Raw genomic sequence first — 14,577 nt, 5'->3', positions numbered from 1 at the left:
GCCCGCCATGACCGACACCGGGAGCGACGCGGAGGCCGTCGCGGGCCTCTCCGCCGCCGAGGTCGCGGCGCGGCGGGCCGAGTACGGCGCCAACGTGGCGCCCCGCGCGCCGCGCCGCAGCGCGGGAGGCCGGGTCCTCGACCAGCTGCGCGACCCGATGATCCTGCTGCTCCTCGGCGCCGGCGCGGTGGTCGCCGCGGTCGGCGACCCCACCGACGCCGCGATCATCCTCGCCGTGGTCTGCCTCAACACCGCGATCGGCGTCGTCCAGGAGATCCGGGCGGCCAACGCCCTCGACGCGCTCGACCGCCTCGCCGCGCCGCACGCGACCGTCGTCCGGGAGGGGCGGCAGAGCCGGATCGCCGCGACCGACCTCGTCCCGGGGGACGTGGTGCGCCTGGACGCCGGCGACGTCGTCCCCGCGGACCTGCGTCTCGAGCTTGCAGCCGGCCTCGAGGTGGACGAGTCGACGATGACCGGCGAGTCCGTCCCCGTCGGCCGCCGGGCCGGTGCCGAGCTGTTCGCCGGGACCGTCGTCACGCGCGGGCGCGCGCACGGGACGGTCCTCCGGACCGGGGCGGGGAGCGCGCTCGGTGCGATCGCGGCGTCGGTCGCGGCCGCGGGGAGCCGGGCCACGCCGCTGCAGGTCCGGCTGTCGCGGCTGTCCGGCCAACTCGTCGTCCTCACGCTGGCGCTCGCCGGGCTGGTCTTCCTGCTCGGCGTCCTCCGGGGCGAACCCGTGGCCGACACCCTGGTGCTGGGCGTCAGCCTCGCCGTCGCGGCCATCCCCGAGTCGCTGCCGGCCGTGGTCACGGTCGCGCTCGCCCTCGGCGCGTACCGGATGGCGCGCCGCCACGCCCTCGTGCGCCGCCTCCCGGCCGTCGAGACGCTCGGCTCGGTGACCGTCCTGGCCGTGGACAAGACCGGCACGCTCACCGAGGGCCACATGACCGTGCGGGAGGTCTGGACGCCGTCCGGCGTCCGGCGCGTCGGGGGCGTGGGGTACGCCGTCGCCGGCGAGTTCTCCCCGGCCGGCGACGAGGAGCTGGCGGTCCTGGTCCGCGACCTGGTGCTCTGCAACGACGCCCGGCTCGAAGGCGCGCCGGACCGGACCACGTGGGACGTGGTCGGGGACCCGATGGAGGCGGCGCTCCTGGTGGCGGCGGCGAAGCACGATCGCGCCGCGCTCGAGCTGCCATCCGCGTGGCGGCGCCTCGACGAGGTGCCGTTCGACAGCCTCACCAAGCGGATGGCCACGCTGCACGAGGGGCCCGCCGGCCGCCTGGTCGTCGTCAAGGGCGCGCCCGAGGCCGTGCTCCCGGCCGTGGCCGACGGCGCCGCGGCGGACGCCGCCCTGAGCGAGGCCGGCCGGCTGGCCGCGCGGGGGTTCCGGGTGCTCGCGGTCGCCGACGCCGCGCCGTCGGAGAAGGCGCCCGACCTGGCCGAGCCGGCCGGGCTCCGGCTCCGCGGCCTCGTGGCCCTGGTCGACCCGCCGCGCCCCGCGGCCCGCGACGTCGTCGCCGCCTGCCGCGAGGCCGGGATCCGGACCGTGATGATCACCGGCGACCATCCGGCGACCGCGCGCGCCATCGCCGACGAGCTCACGATCACCTCGGGCACCTCGGGCACCTCGGGCACGCCGCAGGTGGCGGTCGGCGCCGACGTGGCGCGGGGGCCGGACGCCGACGTGCGCGACATCGGCGTCTACGCGCGCACCCGCCCCGACGACAAGGTCGACATCGTCGGGGCCTGGCAGCGGCTGGGCGCCGTCGTCGCGATGACCGGGGACGGCGTGAACGACGCCCCCGCGCTGCGCAACGCCGACATCGGCGTCGCGATGGGCGGCCGGGGCACCGAGGTCGCCCGGCAGGCGGCGGACCTGGTGCTCGGCGACGACGACCTCGGGACCCTGGTCGCCGCCGTGGAGGAGGGCCGGCGGATCTACACCAACGTGCGGCGCTTCCTCCGCTTCGGGCTCGCCGGAGGCCTCGCCGAGGTCCTGGTCCTGCTCGCCGGGCCCTGGCTCGGCATGCCGCTGCCGCTGACCCCGGCCCAGATCCTCTGGATCAACATGGTGACCCACGGCGTACCCGGCGTGGCGTTCGGCGGCGAGCCCGCGGACCCGGCGGACATGGCCCGGCCCTCGCCGTCCCCCGAGCGCTCGGTCCTGGGCGGGCTGGTGCGCGAGATCTGCCTGACCGCGGCGATGATCGCGGCGGTCGCGCTCGCGGCCGGGCTGTCGGCCGACGGCCAGGGGGCCCGGCAGACCTCGGTGTTCCTCTGCCTCGGCCTCGCCCAACTCTGGCTCGCCCTCGCGCTCCGGGCTCCCCGCACGGGTGCGGGGTGGCGCTCGCGCGGGCTCGAGGCCGCGGTCGGCGTCTCGGCCGTGCTCCTGGTCGGCGCCACCACCTGGCCGCCGCTGCGCGACCTGCTCGACGCCTCCGCGGTCACGCTCCGGCAGGCCGCGCTCGTCGCCCTCCTGGCCGCCGGGCCCGCGGTGGTGGTCGCGGCGCGGGCGCGCCTGGCCCGTGCTCGGGGGTCCCGGGCCCGGGCCGCAGACAGTCCCGGGGGAGCGATGCCCTTCGGCCCTGCAGGCCGACCCGGCCACGGAGGACGCTGAGAATTGGCACCGCACGACGCGGCGCCCCGGCGATGAGCCGGGAACATCAGGAGGCTCGCATGTTGGTCTCACGTCGCATCGCGGCGGCACTGACGGCAGTCGCGCTCAGCACCACGGTCCTCGTCGCCTGCGGCGGCGACGGCGGTGATCCGAAGGGTTCGAGCACACCAAGCACACCGAGCTCGCCGAGCGCGGTCCCCTCGATCTCCGCCGACGACTTCACCGCCGACTTCTCGGCGATGGAGAAGCTGCAGCCGCTCGCGGACATGGGGAAGGGCATGATCGCCGTACTGCTGCCCGACACCACGACCTCGGCGCGCTACGTCACCTTCGACGCGCCGTACCTGCAGCGCGCCTTCGAGGCCGCCGGCCTGGACTCGTCGCAGTACAAGATCGACAACGCCCAGGGCAGCGCCGCGACCATGCAGACGCAGGCCGAGGCCGCGATGACCGACGGCGCGTCGGTGCTGCTCGTCGACCCGCTGGACTCGGGCTCCGGCGCCGCCATCGAGGCGGCGGCGGCCCAGCGCGGCGTCCGCGTCGTCGACTACGACCGGCTGACCCAGGGCGGCAGCCCGGACCGCGTCTACGTCAGCTTCGACAACGTCAAGGTCGGCGAGCTCATCGGGCAGGGCATGGTGGACGCGATCAAGGCCTGGGGCGTGAAGGACCCGAACGTGCTGATCATGAACGGAGACCCGACCGACAACAACGCCAAGCTGTTCGCCCAGGGGTACAAGAGCGTGCTGCAGCCGTACTTCGACAGCGGCGAGTACAAGAAGGTCGGCGAGCCCGCCGGCACCTGGGATCCCGACGTCGCGCAGACGACGTTCGCCCAGCAGTTCACCGCGAATCCCCAGATGAACGCCGTGGTGACGCCGAACGACGACAACGCGAACGCGGTCATCTCCTACCTGCAGGGCAAGCGGATCCCGCCGCGTACCTTCCCCACCACGGGGCAGGACGCCTCCCTGTCCGGTCTGCAGAACATCCTCAAGGGCTACCAGGCCGGCACGGTGTACAAGCCGATCTACCTCGAGGCGCAGGCCGCCGTCGCGGTCGCGATGTACCTGCGGGCGGGCCTGGACGTCCCCGAGGGGCTCGTCAACGGGACCACGGCCGACGACCAGGCCGGGACCGACGTGGCCTCGAGCCTGCTGACCCCGCTGTGGGTCACGGCCGAGAACATGGCCGAGACCGTGGTCGCGGACGGAGCCGTGGACGTCGCCAAGCTGTGCATCGCCTCGCTCCGGCAGGCCTGCACCGCCGCCGGCATCAAGTAGTCCCCACCGTGGTCCGGGACGCGACCCGCGTCCCGGACCACCTTCCTCCGCCCCGGCGAACCAGGGAGCATCCCGTGACGACCTCCGAGACAGACTCCGAGCAGGACCCGGCCGTGCCGCTGCTGCGGCTCGAGCACGTCGACAAGGCGTTCGGTCCGGTACAGGCGCTCGACGACGTGTCCCTCGACGTACCGGCCGGGTTCGTCACCGCCCTCGCCGGCGACAACGGCGCCGGCAAGTCCGTGCTGATCAAGTGCATCGCCGGCATCCACCGCCCCGACCGCGGCCGGATCCTCTGGGAGGGACGCGAGGTCGAGCTGCACGGACCGAAGGACGCCGCGGCCCTCGGGATCGAGACCGTCTACCAGGACCTGGCGCTCTGCGACAACCTCGACATCGTCCAGAACATGTTCCTCGGGCGGGAGCGCCTGCGGCACCGCCTCCTCGACGAGGAGAGCATGGAGATCGCCGCCCAGGAGACGCTGCGCGGGCTCGCGGTCACCACCGTCCAGTCGATCCGCCAGCCGGTGGCCTCGCTGTCGGGCGGTCAGCGGCAGTCCGTGGCCATCGCGAAGTCCGTGCTCTGGAACTCCAAGCTCGTGATCATGGACGAGCCCACCGCGGCCCTGGGCGTGGCCCAGACCGCCGTGGTGCTGGACCTCATCCGCAGGCTGGCCGAGCGCGGGCTCGCCGTCATCGTGATCTCCCACAACATGAACGACGTGTTCGAGGTCGCCGACCGCATCGCCGTGCTGTGGCTCGGCCGCCTGGCCGGCGTACGGCCGGTCGCCGAGCTCGACCGCCGCGCCGTCATCGACCTGATGACCACGGGCGCCTCGGACCGACTGTCGCAGGAGGAGTCATGACCCGCCGGCGTACCACCCCCACGGCCACCCCCTCGACGACCGCATCCGCCGCGCCGCCCGCCATGGACCCGGCGGTCGCCGCCGAGTCCTTCGGCGACTACTGGCGGGCGGTGTGGGCGCGGATCCGCTCCGGCGACAGCGGCGCGCTGCCGGTCGTCGGCGGCCTCTTCCTGATCTCCGTCATCTTCCAGTCGCTCAACCCGAACTTCCTGACGGCCGGCAACATCGTGAACCTCCTGATCCAGGGCTCGGTCTTCACACTGCTCGCGATGGGCCAGATCTTCGTGCTGCTGCTCGGCGAGATCGACCTGTCGATCGGCTACGTCGGCGGGATCGGCGGCGTCGTCATGGCCGAGCTCGTCGCCGAGTCGCGGGGCTGGCCCTGGTGGTCGGCGATCCCGGCCGCGCTCGCGCTCTGCTTCCTGATCGGGCTGTTCCAGGGCACCATCATCACCCGGCTCCGGCTGCCCTCCTTCGTGGTGACGCTGGGCGGCCAGCTCGGGTGGCTCGGCGTGATGCTGATGATCCTCGGCGACGGCGGCGTCGTCCCGATCAACGACCAGGCCGTCAACGACATCGCCAGCGGCACCCTGAGCGCGATGGCGAGCTGGGTCGTCCTGCTCGTCGTCGTCGCCACGTTCGGCGTCTGGTCCTGGCTGCGAGACGAGCGCCGACGCCGCAGCGGCCTGGTGGCGCCTCCCCGGAGCGTCACCGCGCTGAAGATCGGCGCCGCGCTCGCGGCGGGGGGCGCCGTGGTGTGGATCTGCAACGTCGACCGCGGCGTCCTGGTCCCGATCCGCGGCGTCCCGTGGGTCGTCCTGATCGTGCTCGGCGTGCTCGTGCTGTGGACCGGGCTGCTGCAGCGGACCCGCTTCGGTCGCTACGTGTACGCCATCGGCGGGGGCACGGAGGGCGCGCGTCGCGCCGGCGTCAACCTGGTCGGCATCCGCACCGTGGCGTTCGGCCTCGCATCGCTCACGGCGGGCATCGGCGGCATCGTCTACGCGTCCCGGCTGCGGTCGGTCTCCACGTCGTACGACGGCGGCACGCTGGTGCTCTACGCCGTCGCGGCGGCGGTGATCGGAGGCACCAGCCTGTTCGGCGGGCGGGGCAAGCCGATCCACGCGATCCTCGGCGGGCTGGTGATCGCCGCGATCGACAACGGCATGGGGCTCCAGGGCTACAGCGCCCCGGCCAAGTACACCGTCACCGCGATCGTGCTGGTGCTTGCCGTCACCATCGACGCCCTCGCCCGCCGCGGCCGGGCCCCCACGTAGGAGGGGGCGGGCGCGCCGGGCGTCCTGCGCCGGCCGCCCCATCCCCCAGGACAGTCATACGAGGTGCCTGCCCCGGCGACACAATTGCGCCGGGATGGCAGTCGGGCCGGGGCAGGCACCGCCATAACAGCGCAATTGCGCCGGGATGGCAGTCGGAACAGTCCAGGCACTGCCCCTACCACCAGCCCGCGTGAGGTCGCGGTCAGGTCAGCAGCGGCGTCGAGCCCGTGGCGACGTGCTCGAAGATCAGGTTCGTCTCGGTGGCCGCGATCTCCCGCGACGCGCTCAGGTTCTCGACCACGAAGTCCCGCAGGTCGTCGGCGGAGCGGGCCGCCACGTGGATCAAGAAGTCGTCCACGCCGGCCAGGAAGAACACGTTGAGTACGCCGGGCAGGCCGGCGAACCGGGCCGTGAACTCGCCGAGCTCGGTCCGCGCGTGCGCCTGGAGCCGCACCGACACCAGCGCCTGGAGCGGCCGGCCGAGCGCGTCGGGTGCGAGCTCCGCGCGGTACGCCGTGATCACCCCTGCCTCCTGCAGCCGACGCACCCGCATCAGGCAGGTCGACGGGGCGACCCCGACGGTCGCGGCCAGGGTGTTGTTCGGCGTCCGGGCGTCCTCGGCCAGCAGCCGGAGGATCGCGCGGTCGGTCGCGTCGAGCTCGACGGGCCGGCGAACGTTCTTCGATCGGCCGCTCGTGGTGACGGGCATGGTCGAATCCTAGGGCCATCTCATCGACATTTTGCCGAATGCTGTTCGCCCTACCGACGGTACGGCACAACGAACCACCACAATCCGCGCCATGAGGATCGGCGTTCCGAAGGAAGTCAAGAACCACGAGTATCGGGTGGCGATCACGCCGATCGGGGTGCACGAGCTGGTCGCGCACGGCCACGAGGTGTTCATCGAGCGGGGCGCCGGTGTGGGCTCGTCGATCCCCGACGAGGAGTACGTCGCCGCGGGCGCCGCGATCGCGGCCGACGCCGATGCGGCCTGGGGCGCCGACGGCTCGATCGACTTGGTGCTCAAGGTCAAGGAGCCGGTCGCGGAGGAGTACCACCGGATGCGGGAGGGGCTGACGCTGTTCACCTACCTGCACCTGGCCGCGGACAAGCCGCTGACCGAGGAGCTGCTGGCCCGGAGGGTCACCGCGATCGCGTATGAGACGGTGCAGCTGCCCTCGGGTGGGCTGCCGCTGCTGTATCCCATGTCGGAGGTGGCCGGCTGCCTGGCGCCTCAGGTGGGCGCGTACAACCTGATGAAGGCCCAGGGCGGCCGCGGTGTGCTGATGGGCGGGGTCGGCGGTGTCGCGAACGCCAAGGTCGTGATCATCGGCGCCGGTGTCTCGGGGCAGAACGCCGCCAACATCGCCCTCGGGATGGGTGCGGACGTGACGCTGCTGGACACCGACCTGGACAAGCTGCGGATGTCGTTTTGGCGGTACAACAACCGCGTGCACGGGCTGGCGTCGTCCAAGCTGGCGCTCGAGCAGCAGGTGCGCGAGGCCGACCTGGTGATCGGCGCGGTGCTGATCCCGGGCGCGGCGGCGCCGAAGCTGGTGAGCAACGAGCTGGTGGCGCAGATGAAGCCGGGCTCGGTGCTGGTCGACATCGCGGTCGACCAGGGTGGCTGCTTCGCCGACACCCGGGCGACCACGCACGCCGACCCGACCTTCCAGGTGCACGGCTCGACGTTCTACTGCGTGGCGAACATGCCCGGCGCGGTGCCGAACACCAGCACCTACGCGCTGACCAACGCCACCCTGCCGTACGCCGTCGCGCTGGCCGACAAGGGCTGGACGCAGGCCTGCCGGGCCGACCGGTCCCTGGCCCTCGGCCTGAACACCCACGCCGGCCAGCTCACCAACGCACCGGTCGGCGACGCCGTCGGCATCGGCGCGGTCGAGCTGGAGAGCGTGCTCGTCGCCTGACCGGATGCGGGCTATCGCGTCGCTGGTCGCCGCGCCCTGACCCGCTCGACCGTGCCGGCCTTGAGCCGTTCGGTCTCGAGGACCTCGAAGCCGGCCGCCTCGACCAGCGGGCGCTGGCGACGGGTGAAGTACTCGCCGGCCGTCCGCCCGGTGATCTGCTCGACCACCCACTGCAGGGCGTACACGGGTGGCCAGGTGCTGCCGACGTGGTCGACGAGGAGCAGCTCTCCGCCGGGGACGAGTGCCCGGTGCATCTCGGCGAGAGCCCTCGCGGGGTTGGGGATCGTGCACAGTCCGAGGGCGCAGACGACGGTGTCGTACGACGCGTCCTCGACCGGCAGGCTCTCGGCGTCGCCCTCGATGAGGACCGCCTCGCGCCCGTGGCGAGCCGCTCGCTCGCGGGCGATCGCCAGCATCGCCGGGCTGAGCTCCACGCCGGTCAGCGTGACGTCGGGGGAGTAGTGCCGCAGGTTGCGGCCGGTGCCGAGAGCGACCTCGAGGACCCGGCCGCTGGCCCGCTCGCCGATCCACTCGCGACCACCGGCGAACCAGATCCGGTCGAAGAACGCGATCTGCCGGTCGTAACTGGGCGCGTGCTTGTCCCAGACCCTGCGCTGCTTGTCGGTCGCCTCGGAACCCATCGCGTCAGCCTTCCACAGGGAGCGCGGCCTCGAGAACGGCCAGCGCCACCCGGCGTACCCGGTCCGAGGCGCGCCCCGGGTCGGGCTGGCCGGCGTCGAGCCACGCGATCACCGCCTCGACGACGGCCGCGGACGCGGCCTGGGCCGCCCACCGGGCCAGGACCGGATCCGCGGCAGGGCCGACGATCTCCTCGTACGCCGCCTCGCCGAGCGAGTCGCGGAACCGGGCGATCCGTCCTCGGCCATCGACGCGGTGATGCAGGCAAGAGCCGAGGCGACTCAGTCAGCCGATGAGCTGCGCGCAATTTGTCGGGCTGCTTGGTGGCAAGCGGGACAGCAGTGTCGCCGAGTCGACACCCGCACCAAGCCACGCCGCCGAGACCTGAACAGTCACAACGCAGGACCGCGGCCGCTGCGCCGAGGTCGGGTTCGCAACCAGGCCCGCGCTGGCCGCGGCCATGACCACCTGCCGATCACCGGCGCTGTCCAGGCGGGGACGCCGGCCGCGCCGGTGGCCGGCGACGACATCGACGGCGCCGAACTGCTGACTACGACGGGCACGTACGGAAGATTGGCACAGTCTGTCGCCTCGTCTCACCAGTATCCGTGCGGACGGTGAAGACGGCACACGCGGATTGCTTCCGGAGTGCGAGCCCACCGACCCACCAACCCTGACTATCGGCACAGGAAACATAGGTGACTCGACGATATCGCGATCCGCCGACGACCAACTTGACCTCACTCGTCGGACCAACACTGACGCGAACAGACCGGTTCGGTGGAAGCCCGACACCGGCCTTCAGGAAGTACCAACCCTGCTCCTGGGTGGGGTTCTCCCCAATCCACTCACTGAAGCTGCTGTTCTCCCAAGCGAGCCCATTCGCGATCCATAACGGGCCGAGCATCAGCGTATCCGGTGGAGGAGATTCCTCGTCCGCGGTTTGTGCGGAGTCACAGTCAGCGCCCGGCGTCGGCGGTAGCGACACCTTGGGAGCGGCAGGTGGGGAGGAAGAAAAAGGCTCGGCATCCGGCTCATCTCGCGGTGCCGTGGTCGAGCATGCCGTGACGCCGAAGAGAACCATCGAGACCAAGGCTAGTGTGTGGCGGGGGAAACGAACCATTTCCTCATCATTTCGCAAGATCAAGAATCATCGCGACTAGCAACGTCAGACATGCGACCTGACCAATCCACGACGACGCCCTCGGTGACACAGCTGGTTGAGGAGGCCCTTGGAACGTCGTCGCGCTCGATCCGCCGACAGTCACGTCTCACAAGCGGTCAAGGCAATCCGCGAGGTTGCTCGCTGACGTCTCCTTCGTGTTCGCCGCAGTTACACCACCTTATCTCAATAAAATGGTGTAACGTGAGGGTGTGAACCAGGACCGGGGCGGTCTGCATCCGGAGTTCGTGGTCGGCTGGGAAACCCATCCCTGGCGCCGCGAACCGGGTCATGGTGCCTCGCGTCGCCAGCAGCTTTCGGCCCGTGGACCCTACGAGGCAGCCGTTCCGGTCGCCATCGCTGAGTCCACGCTACAGGTCAACGCGGGGCTCCAGGCCGAGGCCGAAGACGCCGTCCGCGAGATCACCCGCTTCGACGCTGAGGTCACCGCAATCGCCGAACGCCGTGCTGTACGTGAGGGTGACGATGCCGCGACGGAACTCGCTCCGCTGGCGTCGGTGCTGCTGCGCACCGAGTCAGCCTCGTCGTCCGAGATCGAAGGCGTGACCGCTGGCGCCCGGGCGTTGGCGATGGCTGCCATCGACGCGAAGGCCGGCCCGAACGCACAACTGGTGACAGCCAACGTCACTGCGATGCAGCGGGCCGTCGAACTGGCTGACGACATCGGCGTCGACACGATCCTCGTCGCCCACCAGGCTCTGCTGGACCGCCATGCGTATGCAGCACCCGGGCAGCTGCGGGATCAGCAGGTCTGGATCGGCAGCAACGCGCTCAGTCCGCACACAGCATCGTTCGTTCCGCCGCACCAGTCGCGAGTCCCTGCGGCGCTCGACGATCTCATCGCGTTCGTGCATCGCGTCAATCTGCCCGTGCTGGTGCAGGTCGCCATCGCTCACGCGCAGTTCGAGACGATCCACCCGTTCAACGACGGCAATGGCCGAACGGGGCGCACCCTCGTCCACGCGATGCTGCGCCACTCCGGGGTCACGCGCACCCTGACAGTGCCGGTTTCGGCAGGCTTGCTGACTGATACGTCGGGCTACTTCCAGGCGCTGACCGACTACCGGGAGGGTTACGTCGAGACGATCATTCACCAGTTCGTCAACGCCTCATTCCGCGCGATCGGCAACGGGCGCGTGCTCGTGGATGACCTGGAGAAGGTCTACGAGAACTGGAGCGAGACCCTTCCCGCACGACGCGGGTCGGCAGCACGACGTCTACTCCCGCACCTGCTCAACCAGCCCGCCGTCAACGTCGCGTACGTCGAGGCCGCCACTGGAGTCGCCCTGTCTGCGGCACAGCGAGCTGTCGAGCAGTTGGAGGACGCCGAGATCCTCAAGCGCACCAGCGGCAACCAGCGCAACCGTGTCTGGATCGCCCAGGATGTCATCGACGCACTCGATGCCTTCGCCGAACGGGTTGGTCGTCGCGGCTACGGCACTCACAGCCCCAACGACGGTCCGTTGTCGCGCTGAGGGGACCGGGGGAACGGGTCGATGCTCTGCGGGGTGCGGCGCTTCTTCGGGGTGGCGAGATCCTTGACCCGGTAGGCGAGTGCGGACGTCGGGTCGACGGGCAGGGGTTTGCGGGCGGCGGCGAGGTCGAGGAGGCGCTCGGCGTCCAACCCATTGCGGGCGAGCTGGTCAGGTACTTCGCCAACTCAGGTGTCTGCCCGTCGTCGTTGCAGGTTGGCCCTACTCGGGGCTACGGAGGTCCATCGAGAGCGCGTCACGTATGCGCGGACGCAGAGGCACTCGCACCTCTTCAGCGTCCGTCTCCTGCTCGTCGGTGCCAACTGCGCGACCCATCACGACGTCAAACCAACCTGCGCGATCCTTGACGACGCGGAACATCTTCTCGTGTGTGTGCCGGCAAGGAAGGGCTCGTAGACCTCGATGTCCTTGCCGACCCGTTCCGCGAGCGCGCCGATGCGGTCAAGTCGCCCGGTGCGTTGTTCGAGGCGGCTCGGGTTCCAGTCGGGGTTGTGGTGGATGACGTGTCGGCACTCGTGGTGGAGGTCGATGCCCTCGCCCATCACCGAGCTGGCTACGAGGATGTCGGGCGCGAACGGCGTATTGAACACGGCGATGAGGCGCTCCCTGTCCTCGCGGCGAGTCTGCCCGTACGGGCGAGAGCCGAGCGCCGCGCCTCGAGCCGCTCGCGCCGTCATGGTCGTGGTCGCCCAGAAGCGCATCGAGGGTGTTCTGGCGATCATTGGGCGTCGCCCCCGCGAGGCGCTTGGCGAACTGGACCCACTGGCCGAGGAGGTCTGCGCCCGCTGGGTTCGTCGCTTGGACGGGTTAGACCCCTGGATCCCTCGCCACAGGTCGTCGGCGCTCATATCGGGACGGATGTCGGTGTAACGCACGAGCAGGGCGGGCGTGCGCAAGTTGCGGATCGCCACGTCGACCTGTCGCTCACGGCGCAAGGCGAGTGGGCCGTGTAGCGCCGAGCCTCGGGAAGCACTGATCAATCCTGGGCGGCGCCAGACGCCGCCCAGGCGGCGTTGCCGGCCCTCGAAAGACGCCCGGTCTGCCATCGGACCGGCGCCTAGCCAGCCCACCACCTGGACGACGCTGGCATCCACCCGCATTGATCAGCGCTTCTATGAGCAACTCCATTGTCAGGCCGTCGGCCCCTTGCGCCGCGAGGTCGTCGATTGCGGCCTCCAGGCGGCGAGGAGCTCTGCGTTCGTGCCCGTGGCCGGGCGACAGCCGGGGTAATAGACTGATCTCAAGAATCCTTGATTTCTCAAGAATCGAGTCAGCTATAAACCTCGCCAAGCTCTCCGCCAACGGTCAGATCACCGTCCCGGCCGATGTGCGCCGACGCCTGCACCTGGTCCCGGGCGACAAGGTGCTGTTCGTCGAAAGGGCGAATGGCGAGGTTGTCGTGGCCAAGGCCGAAATGGCAGCACTCGCGCAGGCCCAGGACGCCTTCGCGGGGGCTGCCGCAGACTTCGGCGTCACCGACGAGGACGACGCGCAGGCACTGGTCGATGATGTGCGGGAGCGCTCCGCGTGACCCGTATCCTCGTCGATACGAACGTCGTCATCTCCGCACTACTTTTCCCGGCGTCCATTCCTGCGCAGGCGCTGTCACTCGTCATCGACGAGCATGAGCTCGTTTTCACACAGTGGGTCCTTGACGAGTTGCACCGAGTGGTGGGGGAGAAGCGTCCCGACCTCTTGCCAGCACTGGACGAGCTGCTGTCCGGGCTGGACTACGAGCTCGTTGAGCCGGCAAACGCCGCGGCAGCCGTCGTCATCTCCGACCCGAACGATCAGGCCATCCTGGACGCGGCCATTGCGGCCGCCGTCGACGTCATCGGTCACGGGCGACAAGCGCTTCCACGCGCTCGACATCGAGACGCCGAGCATCCTGACCGCTCGCGGCTTCATCGAGAACTACCCGCCTCAGCTGGGCGACGAGGGCGAAGCGCCCGCCTGGCTCGGCCATAGCCAACAGCTTCCAGCGACGCCTCGTCGCACCCATCGCTAGCCGCTCACGCCGACTCCTGCGGAATCGAGCCGATTTCAGAGCAACGAAAGGCCCCCGCCCCTTCGTCGCAGATCAGAGGCCTTTTCTGGAAGTCAGTGACTCCTAGATGTCGTAATAGTGACTACGGCACCGGCGCTGACCTGCGCAAACGCGGTATCCGCTGGCGCCGGGGCCGCGGTGAGGCCTCCGGTGGCCGACTTTCAGCTCGCCACCAGGGCGGTCACCTTGGCCAGTTCGGCACCGTGCAGGTCCCGCTCGACCTCGAGGTCGTAGTCGGTCTGGATGTTGATCCAGAACCGGTCGTCGACCCCCAGCGCCTTGGACAGGCGCAGGGCGGTGTCGGTGGTGATGGCGCGCTTGCCGCGGACGATCTCGCTGATCCGGGTCTGGGGGAGTCCGGTGGCCTGGGCGAGACGGTACTGCGTGATGCCCAGCGGCTCCAGGAACTCGGTCAGCAGGATCTCGCCCGGAGTGATCGGGTCGTGTGCCTTCGACGTCGCAGTCATGATCGGTCTCCTCTCCTTGGTCAGTGGTAGTCGGTGATCTCGACGTCATCGGCGCCGTTGTCGGTCCAGACGAAGCAGATCCGGTATTGATCGTTGATGCGGATGGAGTGTTGGCCGGCACGGTCGCCGACCAGCTTCTCCAGACGGTTGCCGGGTGGCACCCGCAGGCTGTTCAGTTCAGAGGCCGCGTTGAGGAGGCGGAGCTTCTTCTGGGCGGCCCGTTGCAGTTCGGGTCCGAGGGCTCGGACGTGTTCGCGGTTCCAGACCTTCTCTGTGTCGGTGTTCTTGAAGGACCGGATCACGGCACTATCCTAACGCGCGACGATACTATCGGCAGACGGTAGTAGCGAGAGTGGGGCTGCTCCGACTGATCGGTGCTCCGAGCGTGCGATCGACTGTCATGACGCTTGCGCTCGGCTCAGTGCGACACCTCGGGGCCAATCCGCCCCATACCGAGTTCAGCATCCAGGTTGTCCAGCCAGGGCTCGATGTGGACCGGGTGCCGGGCTGGGCCGCGGGGGAGACCCTATTGCCATTTCTTGTCGATGCCGCGGGCACCGTCGGGGCGCACGTCTCGGTCGTAGGGGCATAGCCAAGCGGTGCTGCCGTCTCCGCACGATCGTGTAGCTGTGTTGGACTCTCGCAGGCCATGTGCCCGCGTCGCAGACACGGTGCCCGACTCCTCCTTCCGTAGACTCCGGCCATGGTGTCCGTGGCCATGAAAAAGTCCCCACTGGTGGCCAGGTCGAGGTCCCCGCTGGTGGCCAGTTAGAG

General features: G+C 70.3%; 14 protein-coding genes. 8 read left to right on the top strand and 6 right to left on the bottom strand.

All coding sequences use genetic code 11. From position 1 onward, the window contains the following. Window positions 1-7: 7 nt before the first annotated feature. The 4 genes from ACYVKX_RS16850 to ACYVKX_RS16835 all read left to right on the top strand — a co-directional run bounded on the left by ACYVKX_RS16850 (window position 8) and on the right by ACYVKX_RS16835 (window position 6,046). Window positions 8-2,620 (top strand): HAD-IC family P-type ATPase, encoded by a 2,613-nt coding sequence (locus ACYVKX_RS16850; RefSeq protein ID WP_460834794.1) that lies wholly within the window; start codon window positions 8-10, stop codon window positions 2,618-2,620. A gap of 59 nt (window positions 2,621-2,679) precedes the next feature. Next, window positions 2,680-3,903, top strand: coding sequence for a sugar ABC transporter substrate-binding protein (locus tag ACYVKX_RS16845; RefSeq protein ID WP_460834792.1), 1,224 nt, complete (start codon window positions 2,680-2,682; stop codon window positions 3,901-3,903). A 74-nt stretch (window positions 3,904-3,977) separates the two neighbouring features. After that, window positions 3,978-4,769, top strand: coding sequence for an ATP-binding cassette domain-containing protein (locus ACYVKX_RS16840; protein WP_460834790.1), 792 nt, complete (start codon window positions 3,978-3,980; stop codon window positions 4,767-4,769). After that, window positions 4,766-6,046 carry a sugar ABC transporter permease gene (locus ACYVKX_RS16835; protein WP_460834788.1) on the top strand — a complete coding sequence of 427 codons (1,281 nt, stop codon included), beginning with the start codon at window positions 4,766-4,768 and terminating at the stop codon, window positions 6,044-6,046. The genes ACYVKX_RS16840 and ACYVKX_RS16835 overlap by 4 nt, the downstream gene beginning before the upstream one ends. Before the next feature lie 202 nt (window positions 6,047-6,248). Here ACYVKX_RS16835 and ACYVKX_RS16830 read toward each other — a convergent pair whose 3' ends face one another. Beyond that, entirely contained in the window at window positions 6,249-6,755 is a 507-nt protein-coding gene (locus tag ACYVKX_RS16830; RefSeq protein WP_460834786.1) for an Lrp/AsnC family transcriptional regulator, read from the bottom strand. Between the two features lie 91 nt (window positions 6,756-6,846). On the opposite strand from ACYVKX_RS16830, the gene ald reads away from it, so the two are divergent. Beyond that, window positions 6,847-7,974, top strand: a complete 1,128-nt coding sequence (gene ald, locus ACYVKX_RS16825) for an alanine dehydrogenase (RefSeq protein ID WP_460834784.1) — start codon at window positions 6,847-6,849, stop codon at window positions 7,972-7,974. Window positions 7,975-7,985: 11 nt separating this feature from the next. Here ald and ACYVKX_RS16820 read toward each other — a convergent pair whose 3' ends face one another. After that, window positions 7,986-8,615 (bottom strand): class I SAM-dependent methyltransferase, encoded by a 630-nt coding sequence (locus ACYVKX_RS16820; RefSeq protein WP_460834782.1) that lies wholly within the window; start codon window positions 8,613-8,615, stop codon window positions 7,986-7,988. 1,372 nt (window positions 8,616-9,987) lie between these two features. Between ACYVKX_RS16820 and ACYVKX_RS16815 the strand changes: the two genes are divergently transcribed. Continuing rightward, window positions 9,988-11,271, top strand: coding sequence for a Fic family protein (locus ACYVKX_RS16815; protein ID WP_460834780.1), 1,284 nt, complete (start codon window positions 9,988-9,990; stop codon window positions 11,269-11,271). Here the strand turns inward: ACYVKX_RS16815 and ACYVKX_RS16810 are convergent. Then, complete coding sequence (locus ACYVKX_RS16810) at window positions 11,238-11,420, bottom strand: hypothetical protein (protein WP_460834777.1); 183 nt, start codon at window positions 11,418-11,420, stop codon at window positions 11,238-11,240. The two genes, ACYVKX_RS16815 and ACYVKX_RS16810, sit on opposite strands and share 34 nt — an antisense overlap. 183 nt (window positions 11,421-11,603) lie before the next feature. Next, window positions 11,604-12,200, bottom strand: coding sequence for a helicase-related protein (locus tag ACYVKX_RS16805; protein WP_460834775.1), 597 nt, complete (start codon window positions 12,198-12,200; stop codon window positions 11,604-11,606). 203 nt (window positions 12,201-12,403) lie between these two features. Here ACYVKX_RS16805 and ACYVKX_RS16800 point away from each other — a divergent pair, with 203 nt between their 5' ends. Together ACYVKX_RS16800 and ACYVKX_RS16795 are read left to right on the top strand one after the other, a co-directional pair. Then, window positions 12,404-12,820 carry an AbrB/MazE/SpoVT family DNA-binding domain-containing protein gene (locus ACYVKX_RS16800; RefSeq protein ID WP_460834773.1) on the top strand — a complete coding sequence of 139 codons (417 nt, stop codon included), beginning with the start codon at window positions 12,404-12,406 and terminating at the stop codon, window positions 12,818-12,820. After that, a complete protein-coding gene (locus tag ACYVKX_RS16795) occupies window positions 12,817-13,257 on the top strand; it encodes a PIN domain-containing protein (protein WP_460834771.1) in 441 nt (146 codons plus the stop codon). The genes ACYVKX_RS16800 and ACYVKX_RS16795 overlap by 4 nt, the downstream gene beginning before the upstream one ends. A 240-nt stretch (window positions 13,258-13,497) precedes the next feature. Here ACYVKX_RS16795 and ACYVKX_RS16790 read toward each other — a convergent pair whose 3' ends face one another. Together ACYVKX_RS16790 and ACYVKX_RS16785 are read right to left on the bottom strand one after the other, a co-directional pair. Then, window positions 13,498-13,803 (bottom strand): HigA family addiction module antitoxin, encoded by a 306-nt coding sequence (locus tag ACYVKX_RS16790; RefSeq protein WP_460834768.1) that lies wholly within the window; start codon window positions 13,801-13,803, stop codon window positions 13,498-13,500. A gap of 20 nt (window positions 13,804-13,823) precedes the next feature. Further along, on the bottom strand, window positions 13,824-14,105 hold the full coding sequence (locus ACYVKX_RS16785) for a type II toxin-antitoxin system RelE/ParE family toxin (protein WP_460834766.1): 282 nt from the start codon (window positions 14,103-14,105) through the stop codon (window positions 13,824-13,826). Between the last annotated feature and the right edge of the window lie 472 nt (window positions 14,106-14,577).

Source organism: Nocardioides hungaricus (assembly GCF_054782915.1).
This window is presented reverse-complemented; position numbering and strand designations above follow the sequence as displayed.

Bases quoted from the DNA above. Each gene is read 5' to 3' on its own strand.
- ACYVKX_RS16850 (WP_460834794.1), top strand. From the start codon at position 8: ATGACCGACACCGGGAGCGACGCGGAGGCCGTCGCGGGCCTCTCCGCC.
- ACYVKX_RS16820 (WP_460834782.1), bottom strand. From the start codon at position 8,615: ATGGGTTCCGAGGCGACCGACAAGCAGCGCAGGGTCTGGGACAAGCAC.
- ACYVKX_RS16800 (WP_460834773.1), top strand. From the start codon at position 12,404: ATGAGCAACTCCATTGTCAGGCCGTCGGCCCCTTGCGCCGCGAGGTCG.
- ACYVKX_RS16830 (WP_460834786.1), bottom strand. From the start codon at position 6,755: ATGCCCGTCACCACGAGCGGCCGATCGAAGAACGTTCGCCGGCCCGTC.
- ACYVKX_RS16790 (WP_460834768.1), bottom strand. From the start codon at position 13,803: ATGACTGCGACGTCGAAGGCACACGACCCGATCACTCCGGGCGAGATC.
- ACYVKX_RS16835 (WP_460834788.1), top strand. From the start codon at position 4,766: ATGACCCGCCGGCGTACCACCCCCACGGCCACCCCCTCGACGACCGCA.
- ald (WP_460834784.1), top strand. From the start codon at position 6,847: ATGAGGATCGGCGTTCCGAAGGAAGTCAAGAACCACGAGTATCGGGTG.
- ACYVKX_RS16845 (WP_460834792.1), top strand. From the start codon at position 2,680: ATGTTGGTCTCACGTCGCATCGCGGCGGCACTGACGGCAGTCGCGCTC.